This window comes from Methanohalophilus sp. WG1-DM (assembly GCF_004104135.1).
GTDB lineage: Archaea > Halobacteriota > Methanosarcinia > Methanosarcinales > Methanosarcinaceae > Methanohalophilus > Methanohalophilus euhalobius.
In genome coordinates this window covers 1-13,442 of record NZ_RRBA01000017.1, presented here as the reverse complement: position 1 = coordinate 13,442, position 13,442 = coordinate 1, and the positions used below count along the sequence as shown (strand labels likewise).

At 38.2% G+C, this 13,442-nt stretch carries 17 protein-coding genes and 1 pseudogene; 10 read left to right on the top strand and 8 right to left on the bottom strand.

Translation table 11 applies throughout. The features are described from left to right. Window positions 1-8: 8 nt before the first annotated feature. On the bottom strand, window positions 9-1,457 hold the full coding sequence (locus CI957_RS09345; protein WP_128754717.1) for an oligosaccharide flippase family protein: 1,449 nt from the start codon (window positions 1,455-1,457) through the stop codon (window positions 9-11). 188 nt (window positions 1,458-1,645) lie between these two features. Between CI957_RS09345 and CI957_RS09340 the strand changes: the two genes are divergently transcribed. The 6 genes and pseudogenes from CI957_RS09340 (at window position 1,646) to CI957_RS10960 (ending at window position 5,577) form a co-directional block, all read left to right on the top strand. Next, window positions 1,646-2,398, top strand: coding sequence for a CBS domain-containing protein (locus tag CI957_RS09340; RefSeq protein WP_128754716.1), 753 nt, complete (start codon window positions 1,646-1,648; stop codon window positions 2,396-2,398). Between the two features lie 65 nt (window positions 2,399-2,463). Continuing rightward, complete coding sequence (locus CI957_RS09335; protein ID WP_128754715.1) at window positions 2,464-3,351, top strand: N-acetylneuraminate synthase family protein; 888 nt, start codon at window positions 2,464-2,466, stop codon at window positions 3,349-3,351. Next, window positions 3,341-4,504 (top strand): acylneuraminate cytidylyltransferase, encoded by a 1,164-nt coding sequence (locus CI957_RS09330; protein ID WP_241646072.1) that lies wholly within the window; start codon window positions 3,341-3,343, stop codon window positions 4,502-4,504. Before CI957_RS09335 ends, CI957_RS09330 begins: the two co-directional genes overlap by 11 nt. Window positions 4,505-4,537: 33 nt before the next feature. Further along, a complete protein-coding gene (locus CI957_RS09325) occupies window positions 4,538-4,939 on the top strand; it encodes a hypothetical protein (RefSeq protein ID WP_128754714.1) in 402 nt (133 codons plus the stop codon). 17 nt (window positions 4,940-4,956) lie between these two features. Then, window positions 4,957-5,289, top strand: a pseudogene (locus CI957_RS11255) (class I SAM-dependent methyltransferase); the annotation flags it as partial. 12 nt (window positions 5,290-5,301) lie between these two features. Further along, complete coding sequence (locus CI957_RS10960; protein ID WP_241646070.1) at window positions 5,302-5,577, top strand: hypothetical protein; 276 nt, start codon at window positions 5,302-5,304, stop codon at window positions 5,575-5,577. A 403-nt stretch (window positions 5,578-5,980) separates the two neighbouring features. Here the strand turns inward: CI957_RS10960 and CI957_RS11115 are convergent, their stop codons facing one another. From CI957_RS11115 to CI957_RS09305, 4 genes are all read right to left on the bottom strand, one after another. Next, the gene (locus CI957_RS11115) at window positions 5,981-6,109 is read right to left on the bottom strand and encodes a hypothetical protein (protein ID WP_277749694.1); all 129 of its coding nucleotides are present in this window, start codon (window positions 6,107-6,109) and stop codon (window positions 5,981-5,983) included. 97 nt (window positions 6,110-6,206) lie between these two features. Continuing rightward, window positions 6,207-7,244: a GDP-mannose 4,6-dehydratase gene (gene gmd, locus CI957_RS09315; RefSeq protein ID WP_128754712.1), complete on the bottom strand. Its 1,038-nt coding sequence runs from the start codon at window positions 7,242-7,244 to the stop codon at window positions 6,207-6,209. A 60-nt stretch (window positions 7,245-7,304) separates the two neighbouring features. Then, complete coding sequence (locus CI957_RS09310) at window positions 7,305-8,675, bottom strand: mannose-1-phosphate guanylyltransferase/mannose-6-phosphate isomerase (RefSeq protein ID WP_128754711.1); 1,371 nt, start codon at window positions 8,673-8,675, stop codon at window positions 7,305-7,307. 124 nt (window positions 8,676-8,799) lie between these two features. Next, a complete protein-coding gene (locus CI957_RS09305; protein WP_128754710.1) occupies window positions 8,800-9,759 on the bottom strand; it encodes an NAD-dependent epimerase/dehydratase family protein in 960 nt (319 codons plus the stop codon). Window positions 9,760-9,914: 155 nt separating this feature from the next. Here CI957_RS09305 and CI957_RS09300 point away from each other — a divergent pair, with 155 nt between their 5' ends. The 4 genes from CI957_RS09300 to CI957_RS09285 all read left to right on the top strand — a co-directional run bounded on the left by CI957_RS09300 (window position 9,915) and on the right by CI957_RS09285 (window position 12,162). Next, window positions 9,915-10,325, top strand: coding sequence for a UDP-N-acetylglucosamine 2-epimerase (locus tag CI957_RS09300; protein ID WP_241646068.1), 411 nt, complete (start codon window positions 9,915-9,917; stop codon window positions 10,323-10,325). Further along, a complete protein-coding gene (locus CI957_RS09295; RefSeq protein WP_128754709.1) occupies window positions 10,322-11,065 on the top strand; it encodes a hypothetical protein in 744 nt (247 codons plus the stop codon). The genes CI957_RS09300 and CI957_RS09295 overlap by 4 nt, the downstream gene beginning before the upstream one ends. 81 nt (window positions 11,066-11,146) lie before the next feature. Beyond that, window positions 11,147-11,440, top strand: a complete 294-nt coding sequence (locus tag CI957_RS09290) for a hypothetical protein (protein ID WP_096712814.1) — start codon at window positions 11,147-11,149, stop codon at window positions 11,438-11,440. Continuing rightward, a complete protein-coding gene (locus CI957_RS09285; RefSeq protein ID WP_128754708.1) occupies window positions 11,437-12,162 on the top strand; it encodes a hypothetical protein in 726 nt (241 codons plus the stop codon). Before CI957_RS09290 ends, CI957_RS09285 begins: the two co-directional genes overlap by 4 nt. A 369-nt stretch (window positions 12,163-12,531) precedes the next feature. On the opposite strand, the gene CI957_RS09280 is transcribed toward CI957_RS09285, so the two are convergent. From CI957_RS09280 to CI957_RS09275, 3 genes are all read right to left on the bottom strand, one after another. Then, window positions 12,532-12,786, bottom strand: coding sequence for a hypothetical protein (locus tag CI957_RS09280; RefSeq protein ID WP_128754707.1), 255 nt, complete (start codon window positions 12,784-12,786; stop codon window positions 12,532-12,534). Continuing rightward, window positions 12,758-12,883, bottom strand: a complete 126-nt coding sequence (locus CI957_RS11110) for a hypothetical protein (protein WP_277749693.1) — start codon at window positions 12,881-12,883, stop codon at window positions 12,758-12,760. The genes CI957_RS09280 and CI957_RS11110 overlap by 29 nt, the downstream gene beginning before the upstream one ends. Window positions 12,884-13,098: 215 nt before the next feature. Continuing rightward, window positions 13,099-13,299 carry a hypothetical protein gene (locus CI957_RS09275; RefSeq protein ID WP_128754706.1) on the bottom strand — a complete coding sequence of 67 codons (201 nt, stop codon included), beginning with the start codon at window positions 13,297-13,299 and terminating at the stop codon, window positions 13,099-13,101. Window positions 13,300-13,442 lie beyond the last annotated feature (143 nt).

Here is a 13,442-nt window from a genome sequence, read left to right as displayed (position 1 = left end):
AAGTTGAGTTATCTGTGATATAAAAGTGATTTAAAGAAAAAGATTTCTTCGTCCCTGAATGTATTTAATGCATACATCAGTACAAAGTATATAACAGCACACAATGCAATAATCAATAATATATTGTACAATCCTGCTGGCTCATAGATAATGATTGGTATGCTCATCACAGAAGAGGAAAATAGACTCTTTAATATTGGTCGCAGGCTCATATCAAAGGGAAGCATTTTGCTGGAATAAATAAACGCTATTATGAAACTGAATCCAAATGCCAACAGGGTTGTAAAAGCTGCCCCTATTATTCCAATATAAGGTACAAGAAAGAAATTCAATAGAAGATTAAATATTGCAGCAATTATCCAGATCTTACCGCTGATATGTGTTTGTTTTTCAAGAATTATAATTTGTAATATGATCGTATAAGCCCCAAAAATAAGCATACTCACAGCTACAAAAGGTGTTATCAAATATCCTTTCTCTGCAATTTCTGGTGTTGAAAGAATTGTTAACAGAGGTTTGGACAACAGCGATAATCCAAATGTGGCAGGTATTGCAATTATCATGAAGTATTTGAAGGAATAGCCAAGTATATGCTTTACATTTTCTATTTGTTTATTATCATAATTCTCTGAAAGAATGGAAGGTAATAAGAATGAAAGAGGTGATACAAACATTCCCACAATTCCTCCAAGTGAATAACCTGGAGAATAATATCCAACCGAAGATACACCGAGTAAAATGCCTATCACATAACGATCACTGGAGTTTACAACCCAGCTGGAGAGATTGCCTGGTACTGTAGGAATTCCAAAATGGAGGTATTCTTTAAGATTATGGAAATGAGGTACTGCAAATCCCACATCATTATAAACCAGGGTTGTTAAAATTAGAAATAACATGATATCAATAAGAAGTAAACCATATACTGCACCGGTGATCCCATATCCACTGAATACAAAATAACCAACTATGGAAATCATCAATACGGTCTTGGCCAGCATTATGGTCGAATATTTTTTTATGTACTGTTTTGCTCGAAGATAATTTATGAAAAATAATATCAAACATTCAAAGAAAACTATAACTACCAGTATATGTGCGACCAGCAAGTTTCCTTCAAACAGTATATTAGCAATTTTTTCAGAGAAGAGATATAATATGATTGAAGAGAATATAGTTGATGATATTACAATACTAAATATGGAATAAAAAGTCTCCTGCAAATCATTTTTGTTTTCAATAGCAGGGATATAACGCACCATGGTAAAAGGAAGACCAAAAAGTGCAATTTGGGGGACAATACCAATGGTTACCATTATTTGTGCCCATATGCCATAGTTCTCAATGGAAAGGTTTTTTGTCAGGATTGGTAGTAAAATCAATCCTTGTAAACCTACAACTAATTGAGTTAAGCCAACAAGTCCTACTCTGCGGGCAAAAAGATGGGATTGGGTCATGTAAACTAACCTTAGTAATTACTGTTTATATAAATGTTTGATTGAAGACAATCTTATTAACTTACTTAGTATTTCAGTCATGGTAATTCGAGAGTATGTTCAAAAAAATTTAAATACTCTAATACAATGAAACTATAAGCATATAATCGTCGTTCAATTTAAATTTATACAAATGAAGAGGGTTTTTGATGGAACCAAATCCTTACATAATCTATCCAGAACAAAAGATAAAAATTGCTCTGGAAAAGATAGACAGAAATCGACATGGATTTTTAATTGTGGTTGATAATACCAATAAAGTAGTTGGAACACTAAGCGATGGTGATATTAGAAGAGGACTTATAAGCGGCAAAGGAGTAGATGATTATGTAGATTTAGTAAAAAGTTCTACTTTTGAATATATATCCATTGATTCATCTTTTAAAGAATTGATGCAAAAATTTAAGTCTAGTAGAATTGATTTTTTACCAATAGTAACTAATTCATTAAAACTTATGAACATAATAACAAAAAAACAATTCCATGTTTTACTTATGGAAGATGTGAAATACGATCTGAATTTTGATTTTTTTTCGTTGGATGAAGCTAAATTGGACCATGAAATATACAATCGTCCATGGGGCTATTACAAAACAACTTTTTTAAATGAACAGACAAGAGCAAAAATAATAAAGGTTCTGCCAAAAGGTGAATTAAGCCTTCAGGAACATAAAAAAAGAGAAGAACACTGGGTAATCATTAAAGGTTGTGGTAAGGTGATAATAGGCGATTCTGTAAAAAATGTATACCCCGGTGATTATGTTTTTGTTCCAAAAGGATGCAAGCATAAAATTTCAAATAAGTCTTCAGATGATACGTTACTGGTTTCAGAAGTACAGCTCGGGGATTATTTTGGAGAAGATGATATTATAAGGTACAAAGATATATACGGTAGAATATGAACTAAATATTTATGGCCCATTTATGTGATGAAACTTAAACTAAATTAACTTAAAAGATGATTAATATGAATGATTTACCTGGTAAAACCCCAACAGTGATAGCCGAAATTGGTTGTAACCACAAAGGTGAAATGAATATTGCCCACGAGATGATCAAAGTATGCGCCCAATTTTGCAAGACAGACGTGGTGAAATTTCAAAAACGTAATCCTAAAGAACTGCTTTCGCCTGAAGAATACAATGCACCACATCCTGTTCCAGCAAACTCTTATGGAAAAACTTATGGTGAACACAGAGAGTATTTGGAATTTGATTTAGACCAACATCGGCAATTGAAAAAATGGTGTGAAGAATGGGATGTTGTTTATTCTACTTCTGTATGGGACTTGACTTCTGCAAAAGAAATTACCTCTCTAAATCCAGAATTGATCAAAATACCGTCCGCATGTAACCTAGAATTTGTTATGCTCGACTACCTTTGTGAGAATTATAGTGGCGATATCCATGTTTCTTTCGGTATGACCTCACAGGAAGAAGAAGATAAAATTGTCAAATTTTTTGAAGAAAGAAATCGTGCAAATGATCTGGTGATTTATAACTGCACGTCTGGATATCCTGTTCCTTTTGGAGATATTTGTTTGAAAGAAATACTCAGAATTAGAGATAAATTTGAAAACCGTGTTAAAGGCATTGGTTTTTCGGGCCATCATTTAGGAATTGCTGCTGACATTGCAGCTCTGGCATACGGAGCACAATATTTTGAAAGACATTTTACATTGGACCGAACCTGGAAAGGAACAGACCACGCTGCAAGCTTGGAACCCGATGGAATGCGAAAACTTGTCCGGGATATTAAAAATGTATCAGAAGCATTAACCTATAAGGAAAAAGAAATTCTCGATATTGAAGAGGTACAGAGGAAAAAACTCAAGAGGTTTTCTTGTGCTGAATGAATATGTAGCACTTATTCCTGCTAGAGGAGGAAGTAAAAGTATTCCTCTCAAAAATATAAAGGAAATTGCAGGTAAACCTCTTATCCAGTGGACCATTGAGGCAGCTGCCAATTGTAGCAAGATCAATCAAGTCTATCTATCAACAGACTCTGAAGAAATATTTTCTGTTGGCCAATCACTAAATTGCAACAAATTGAATGTAATAAGCAGAGATCCTGAAAATGCAACAGATAAAGCAAGCACAGAGTCTGTTATGATTGAATTTGCGGACAAATATAAATTTGAAAATATTGTCCTTATACAGCCGACTTCTCCTTTACTTACAGCAATAGACCTTGAAAAAGCAATTGAAGCCTATGAAGAAAAAAACGCTGATTCACTACTTTCAGTCATTGAACAAAAAAGGTTTATTTGGAAAATAGGTGAAAATGATTTTGTGTGTCCTGTTAATTATAATCCACAATCACGGCCTCGAAGGCAGGAAATGGACGGATTTCTTGTTGAAAACGGCGCATTTTACATAACAAAAAAAGAGTTACTTATTGAAACTGGTTGTCGATTATCGGGTAACATTGCCCATTACAAAATGTCTGATGAATCATATTATGAAATTGATGAGCCTGAAGATTGGATCATAGTTGAAAAATTACTTCAACAAAAAAAGAAAAAACAATTCCCAATAAATAGGGAAATAAAACTCTTTTTAACTGATGTTGATGGTGTATTAACAGACGCAGGCATGTATTATAGTGAAAAAGGAGACGAACTTAAAAAATTCAATACTCATGATGGAAAAGGAATCGAGCTTTTGAGAAAAGCAGGGATTAAAACAGGAATCATCACTACTGAAAATACAGTTATAGTAAAAGATAGAGCTCAAAAGTTGAAAGTTGATTATTTATACCAAGGCGTACAGGATAAATTATCTGTTGCAAGACAAATTTGTGAAAAAGAGGGTTTTTCATTAAATGAAATTGCCTATATTGGTGATGACATAAATGATATTGAATTGCTAGAAAATGTGGGAATTGCTGCTTGCCCTTCCGATGCTATTGATGACGTTAAACGGGTTGATTCGATCATCCCTTTACAGAAAGCAGGTGGGAATGGAGCTTTAAGAGAATTTGTTAAATCAATTTTGGAAATGGATTGAAATAAATCAGTTATATGTCAATGTAGGTGAAGCATGATTTCAAATAGATACACTAACAACGGAAGGCCTTCATTAAAATTAAACAAACTTCAAAAAGAAATGGTTTGCCAAATTAATGAAAACATCAAACAACATACATATAATTTTGAACATGTACCATGTACTATTTGCAATAATAAAGATTTTACAAATCTTTCAGAAAAAGATCGATATGGCCTCTATATGCCAGTAGTGATTTGCAAAAAGTGTGGTTTGATTCAAACAAATCCAAGAATGGACCAACAATCATATAATCAATTTTATGATACCGAATATCGTAAATTATATGTGGGTACAGAGGAACCTACTAATGATTTTTTTACGTCACAGTTTGAAAATGGTGAACGTATCTATAATTATATATCTAACTATATGGGAACCCCCCCCACAACCTAAATGTTCTTGAAGTTGGAACTGGTGCAGGAGGAATATTATATTATTTCCAACAAAAGAATAATTCAGTATCAGGTATTGATCTAGGTTCTGAATACATCAAATATGGAGTTGAGAAATATGGATTAAATTTATCCACAGGAACAATTTATGATCTTGACTTAGACGAGAAACCTGATATTATAATTTATTCTCATGTATTAGAGCATGTTTTAGGTCCTTTAAAAGAAATCAGAACTCTAAAGAACATATGCCACAAAGATACTTTGATTTACATTGAACTACCCGGGATAAAAAATTTATCTCAAAGCTATAAAATGGATTTTTTAAAATATTTACAGAATGCTCATGTTTATCATTTTACATTGACAACATTAAATAACCTATTTAAAAAGGAAAATTATGACTTGCTATGTGGGGATGAATATATTCATGCCATATTTAAACCATCTCTTGAATATATACCAATAGGCTGTAAAAATGACTTTGAAGATTCGCTTAAATATTTAAAACGTCTTGAATATATGAGATATTTGCCCACACCTTACAGGATAAAGGAATTTTTGTATTCATCATTGATAAGCGTATTGAGAATTACAAACACACTAGATATAGCAAAAAAAATCAAACATAAATTATAATATATATATTAAACTAAACAGATTTAACTTTTATACTTATGTTTGATAGATAAAAATACAGAATTGTATGAAGGCATAAACTTAAGTGTCTCTAATTTTCCACCTTGCAATATGATTCAATCACAAATTTCCTTCGACATAAGATCCTGAAATTCTAAACAATTGTATAGAATTTCCTTTTTATGATAATTATAAGACAACTATGCTTATGAAAGTTCTGCCCCAATAAGTCGAATTTAACCTCTTTGACCTGACCTCTATATTTTCACACTTTGCTTTTTCCGATATTTATTCAAATAGTGGAAAACTTCTGAAATATAATGGTATTTTTATTTTCCTTTATTTGGTTAAGATTATTTGAAATTTTAAGCAATTCGATTATTGATTCCCATACTACCTTGAATTACTTCACCTCATGCCCGTTCTTATCCCCTCTGCCAATTCCCTTATACACAAACCCTGCATCAATGAAAGCATCCGGCTCCACCACATTTCTGCCATCCACGATAACAGGATTTTTCTGTCCTGACAACTGCTGGGGCTCCAGAGAATAATACTGCCTGTGGCCCACATAAAAGAAATAATTTTAACGAATTCGTATAGAATTTATCTAACAAATATAATCAGAATTAAAGAAGTTTGCCCATATCTCCTTTAACCATCATTTTAACAAGTTCTTCAAACCCAACATTTGAGTTCCAACCAAGTTTTTCCCTGGCTTTAGAAGGGTCACCTATCAAAAGCTCCACCTCAGTAGGCCTGTAGTAGCGCGGATCAATCTCAACAAGAACCCTTCCGGTTTCACTATCCAACCCCACTTCATCCACGCCTTCACCCTGCCATTCAATATCAATCCCAACTTCCCTGAATGCAAGTTCCACGAATTCCCTGACTGAATGCGTCTCCCCGGTTGCTATGACAAAATCCTCAGGTTGATCCTGCTGCAGCATAAGCCACATGGCTTTGACATAATCCCCTGCAAAACCCCAGTCACGTTTGGCATCCATGTTACCAAGATATAACCTCTCCTGCAAACCTTTCTTGATATTTGCCACAGCCATAGTGATCTTTCTTGTGACAAAAGTCTCTCCTCTTATAGGAGATTCATGATTGAAAAGTATCCCATTACACGCATACATTCCATAGGCTTCACGGTAATTTATCGTGATCCAGTAGGCATATAATTTTGCAGCAGCGTAGGGACTTCGCGGATAAAAGGGAGTGGTTTCACTCTGGGGAATTTCCTGAACCTTGCCGTATAATTCACTGGTGGAAGCCTGGTAAAACTTCACCCTTTTTTCCATACCCAGGATTCGGATAGCCTCCAGAAGCCTCAGGGAACCTATCGCATCTGAGTTTGCGGTATACTCAGGAGTCTCAAAAGACACCTGCACATGACTCTGGGCAGCCAGATTGTAGATTTCATCGGGCTGGGTTTCCTGAATGATCCTGATCAAGTTTGTGGAATCTGTCAGATCCCCGTAATGCATATAGAAGTTCACATTCCTTTCATGAGGGTCCTTATAAAGATGATCAATACGTGCAGTATTGAATGATGAAGACCTTCTTTTAATCCCGTGCACTATGTAGCCCTTATCCAGTAAAAATTCTGCAAGATAGGCCCCGTCCTGGCCTGTGATTCCGGTTATTAAAGCGATTTTTGGCAAAATTCCACTCCTTTATAAAATTATAATTTTACGATTAATAGGACTTTATACAAATATATTTTACTGCCGCCCATACACATCATCGAACCTGACGATATCATCCTCTGCCACATACTCTCCCAGCTGTACCTCAATGATCTCCAGTGGAATCCTGCTCGGATTACCCAGCCTGTGTCTTTCCCCTGCACGGATAAAGGTACTCTCTCCAGGCCTCACAAAATAATCGTCGCCATTGACATGAACCTCTGCCATACCTGTCACAACTACCCAGTGCTCACTCCTGTGATAATGCAACTGGAGACTGAGTTTCTGCTCTGGCAGCACACTTATCTTCTTGATCACATGGCCATCAGAAGATTCGAGGACTGTATAGGAACCCCAGGGCCGATATACCGTCTGTCCGATTTTGGCACGGGGATCGTTTTTTTCCTTGAGTTGATTCACAATCTGCCTGACCTTCTGACTGCTCTCTTTAGGGCTTATCAGCAAAGCATCCGGAGTATCAACGACCACCATATCATTTACATCGATAAGGGAGACAAGTTTCCCACTTCTGGAATGTACCAGATTCTTCTGTGAATCCAGAGGCAGAAGTTCGCAGTCATACACCACGTTGTCATCAGAATCTTTATCCAGTTCATCGTAAAGCGCAGCAAAATTACCCAGGTCACTCCATTTGTATTGCAGAGGTACTACGGCCACTTCCTGTGATTTTTCCATGATTCCGTAGTCCACGGATATGGAAGGAATCTCTGTATAAACCTGGTTTATATCTTCATTTTGTTCAAATGATTCGTAGATTTCAGGTGCAGCCTTTGCCAGTTCACTGAAGAAGGTTTGCGTATTGAACAGGAACATCCCGCTGTTCCAGAGACAGCCTTCCTCAATGTATCTACGCGCAGTTTCTTCATCGGGTTTCTCCCTGAATTCAGAAACTTGCATGCCAATATCCAACTTTTCAGCAGGTTTAATGTACCCATAACCGGTATTTGGGGATGTGGGCTGAATACCGAAAGTTAGAAGATAGCCATCGTCTGCCAGGGATTCAGCATCTGAGATTGTTTGCATGGCCTTAGAATCCAGTACATGATCAGAAGAAAAAATGCCCACATTGGACGGCCCGAACAGGTTTCGAATCTCTTTCATCCCGAAACAGATTGCAGGTAAGGTGTTTTTGCCTTCAGGCTCGATGAGTACATTCTCTTTTGGAAAATCGTAACCCAATTCCTGTATCTGGCCGATGACATAGAATTTCTGTTCCGCATTGGTAACCACGAATATTTCCGATACATCAGATACTTCACAGCAGCGCAGGAAAGTCTGCTGGAAGAGGGAATAATCTCCGATTTTCAGGAACTGTTTCGGATAATGCTCTCTGCTGAGCGGCCATAGACGGGTGCCGCAGCCTCCTGCAAGAATGATGGACTTCATGTTGTTTCACCAAAATTATTGAGTGGGAATTAGGGAAATAGTTCCCTATATTTTGTTATATAATAAGAATCATTTGCAAATGTTATACACATAAATATTGGAATTATGTATCGGAACTAAGCATTCAAAGTAATTCTCGCACAGTTTGCCTGACACTTTTCCCAGAATCTATTTCGGGCTTCCAGCCCAGATTCTTAAGTTTCTCCACAGCAAGGCGCATTTTCGGTACATCGCCTTTCCAGCCGCGGGAGCCTCCGGTATAATTGAATGTAACATCTGCCAGGCCCATTTCTTTTACCACGGCCTCACCTATCTCAGTGGCACTGATGGTATCCTCTGAACCAATATTGAAGATGTTCACGTTTTCAGAATCTACACCTTTTGCATATTCCACCACGAAAAGAATGGCTTCTACACATTGCCTAACATGGAGATAGGATTTGGATTGTTTACCGTCTCCAAGGATCTCCAGTATTTCTGGATTGTCTTTTAGTTTTCTGATAAAATCAAAGATTATACCGTGATTACTACGGCTTCCAATGATATTGGCAAAACGAAATAGCCAGCAGTTCATATCAAACGTATGGCAGTATGATGTGATCAGCGCCTCACTTGCAAGTTTGGATGCTCCGTACAGGGAAATTGGGACAAGTGGCCCATAATCTTCGGGCGTGGGAATAACTTTTGCCTCCCCGTACACCGTGGATGTAGAGGTGAAAGCAATATTCTCTACATTATTCTTACGCATGGCCTCCAGCAGATTATAGGTAGTAAGAATGTTCTGGTCGAAGTGTACCTTTGTATTTTCCGCACCCAGCCGGACATCGGGGTTGGCAGCCACATGATATATCAGATCAATTTCACTGCAGGCTTCATTGATAGCGGGTTCGTCAAGCAGGTCTGCTTCCAGAAATGTGAAATTTGGTTTGTCGAGATGGGGTCCTATGTATTCCTTGTTACCTGAACTTAAATTGTCAATCACTGTGACTTCATAGCCTTCAGAGACTAGACTGTCTACCAGATGGCTGCCGATAAAACCTGCACCGCCTGTTATCAGTATCTTTTGTATCTGTTTCTCCGCCACTATTTGAGCCTCACAACAATGATGAATGCTGCTTATAATATTTTTTTATAGTATAAGATGTATTCGGAAGAGGTGTTATTGGACATAAAACGTTTGAATTAAAATATGCATCCTTAGTATATTATAATGCTTTTGTGGACTGCGGAGAAAAAATAGTGTTTCCGGTACATCCCAGGACGGCCAAATACATGAAGCAGTACGGCCTGTGGGAAAAAGCCAGTGCAAATCTGGTGCTCACAGAACCCGTGGGCTATCTGGACATGCTCAAACTCACGGGTAATGCAAAGAAGGTGCTGACCGACTCCGGAGGGTTGCAGAAGGAGGCCTGCATGCTGGGTGTGCCCTGCATTACCCTGCGGGAGAATACCGAGTGGGTGGAGACCGTGGAAGCCGGCTGGAATGTGCTGGTGGGAGCGGAGTATGGGGAGATTTTCAAGCAGATCAGGGAATTTGAAGGCGCTGCTGTGAAGACGGATGCATTTGGGTGTGGAGATGCTTGTGAGAAGATTGTTAAAATTATCCCGATTATCCAATTATTTTCTATGGGAAGGAGAGATGATACTTGACATCAACAACAACGAATGAATGTCTTCTTAAATATCAAAAATTCATTGAAACCACGGAGTTCAACCCGAAGATCATACGATGTCTCTTTGTGAACGCCTATAATCAGTTCCTCGCAGGAACCATATTGGCTGAGAAGGGGCTGAACACCCCGTCATTTAACTGTCTGAGGATGGGACTGGAAAGCGAGTGGATTGGAATTATCCTCACAAGAAACCGTGAGATGGGGCTCTTCTGGGCTTTTGGTGTAGGAAACGATGCCACACAAAAACAACTGATCCAGCTGGAACGACCATTCGAGATCAGAAAGAACCTCGGGAATACGGAGAGAATCACCATCAAAGACCGAAACGAGATCTATGCGGCTCTCTCTGATAAAAGCCATACAAAGATGGGGAGTGTGACACGGTTTCTGATCCCACGAGATGCCCATCCCTCTGATGGATATGTAGACTGTATCCCGCCTGGTGGTATGCGGGAAGAAAAGGCTGTTGAGAATATCCTTCAGGGAGTCCGGGTGGTACTCTCGTTCGCTCTGGCGGAGATTGAGGACAGTCTCGGGTGTCACCTTCTGGAGAACAGGTGGACATGGAACCGTAATGAATTGAGATATATCTCTGGCGGGGGATATGCAGATTCCCATGGGGAATTTGAACCCCATATTACATCAAAAGGGCATCCTGGTAGAGACTCGATGCAGCTCATGTCCCTCCTGAGTGCAATCCGCCATGGAAAAATCTGATTTCGGACAAATTGCAATAAAAACCAATTTATTTATAGCCTAACGACATATTTGAGTATACCAAAGCAATGAGGAAATTACATGTCAAACACAAGCAAACTACCAACTGTTCATTCTATCTTTGATGGACAAATCGGTGCACCAACATGTAAAGACTTCGCGGATTTGCCACGGGATGAACAATCTAAACGCCTTGAAGAAATGGCACGGAAGGCAACAACCCGTGCAGCAAAGGATGCTCTCGAAAATGGCAGGTCTATTACATTCCAACAGGGTAATGCTATTGTCAGGAAACATCCGGATGGTAGGATTGAAGTACTAAAAACACTTGAAAATGCATTTGTAACCCCAAAAAAACGTGTTTATAAGATATGAAACGGATTCGAATAATCGCGGGTCCAAATGGATCAGGCAAATCTACCCTGGTCAAACAATTTACTGAAGGTAAGCCCTGGTTACTAAATAAACAATTGCATGTTGATCCTGACAAACTTAATATCACAGACACTATTGATTTTGGAAAATTTGGGATACAAACAAATATATCCGAATTCAAAGACCATCTTTTAAAATCAACCCTATTCCCAAAAAGTAATATTGATATTGAAGATATCAAATTTGGAAACAATTGTCTTATCAATGATCTAAACAATCCATATGTTGGTTCACTGGTAGCAGATTTCATTAGAGATCAGCTAGTTGAGTCAGATATCAATTTATTTTCATTTGAAACAGTATTTTCACATGAATCTAAACTTGAATTCATGGAACGAGCTAAGCAAAAAGGTTGGAGCCTATACCTTTATTTTGTAAGTACATCAGATATTACAATTAATCAAGATCGAGTGAAAGAACGTACTGAGAAAGGAGAGCATAGTGTTCCTGATCAGAAAATAATAGATCGATATATAAAATCAAATAACTTTTTATATGACGCATCAAAGCTATGCAGAAGAGCATATGTATTCGACAATTCAACTGAAGGTTCAGCTGTCTTAATTGCAGAAAAAGATGTTGATGGAACAATTTTGATAAAAACTGAAAATCAGTTACCACGCTGGGTTGTTACATATCTTTTTTCGAAACTTGAATCTTAATTTATCCTGTTTCATAAAATTGATACTGATGATATGAAAATATCATTTTGAATTATTTTTTGGTCAGCGATGTGAATTATCGGTCAAATCGATTTTTCGGACAAAATAGTAGTTCAGCCCTGATCTTCACCAGGATGCACTGTTCGGGATAGCCGTAGGTTGTGTTTTCAAGAATAATGGAACCAGAACCTACATCTGAAGAGTCGTATATTTTGGAGGAGAGATGGATTGTTCTTTTTGTAGTCGTTGTTTGCCCAGGTCTTGTTAAACAAAACCCTGATATAATATATTAATTGTGCAAATAGAATACAGATGTCTAATGCTCTTGTCTGACATAACTCCATAACTAAACAGGCTGTCCGACAAAACTCATACCCTCGTCCCTCCCCTATCCGCAAGTTTCTCAATAACCCTCTCCGCAACCTCATCGATCCGACCTTTCCGTTTACGTCTCTCATACTCTCCAACAATATGATCAACCGCCGCACTTTTCTTGCACTTCCTCTCCTTCATCACCCTGTGGATTACCGAAAGAGTATTTTTATCCACGGTTGTATGGATAATTGCCCTCAGAAAGCCACCTCCTGCAAGAAGATCAGTCCTTGTCCTCCTCGTATAGTTCATTCAGTTCTCTGGACAATTCGTTGACCTTCTCCAGCACCTCCGGTGAATTGGCGATTTTGGCAAGATTTACCTGCGTGCGGGAAACGTTCTGGTTCACATTGACCTCCACATTCCCTTTTCGCTAAGTTCCGGACAACTGCGCTCAAGCCACCAGGCAACCGCCCGCCAGTTTTTAGCCGGGCCCTTTAGATAATGGCAACATTGCACGCTATGGCCTCAGCTCGGGCCTCTTGACCTCGCAATAAAAATAAAATTTGATTTGTGGCTCAGATATGATAGCCACAATTTGAGGTGTTGATAACACTAAATTAATCAAAATATTTCATGCCCGTTCTTATCCCCTCTGCCAATCCCCTTATACACAAACCCTGCATCAATGAAAGCATCCGGCTCCACCACATTCCTGCCATCCACAATAACTGGATGAGCCTGTCCGGACAACTCCTGCAACTGCCCGGGATACAGAGAATAATACGGCCTGTGGCCTGCAAAGATCACGCTATGTCCACACACATTACGAAAGGATACTCCTGCTCTAAAAGTTGAATATATACATACAGTACTTAGCTAATTTTGAGCACCTGAACTTAACAACACCTCCCGATAGCTTTATATGTGGCGAGAACGCCGCCATATGTCATTTCCACCATCCAATT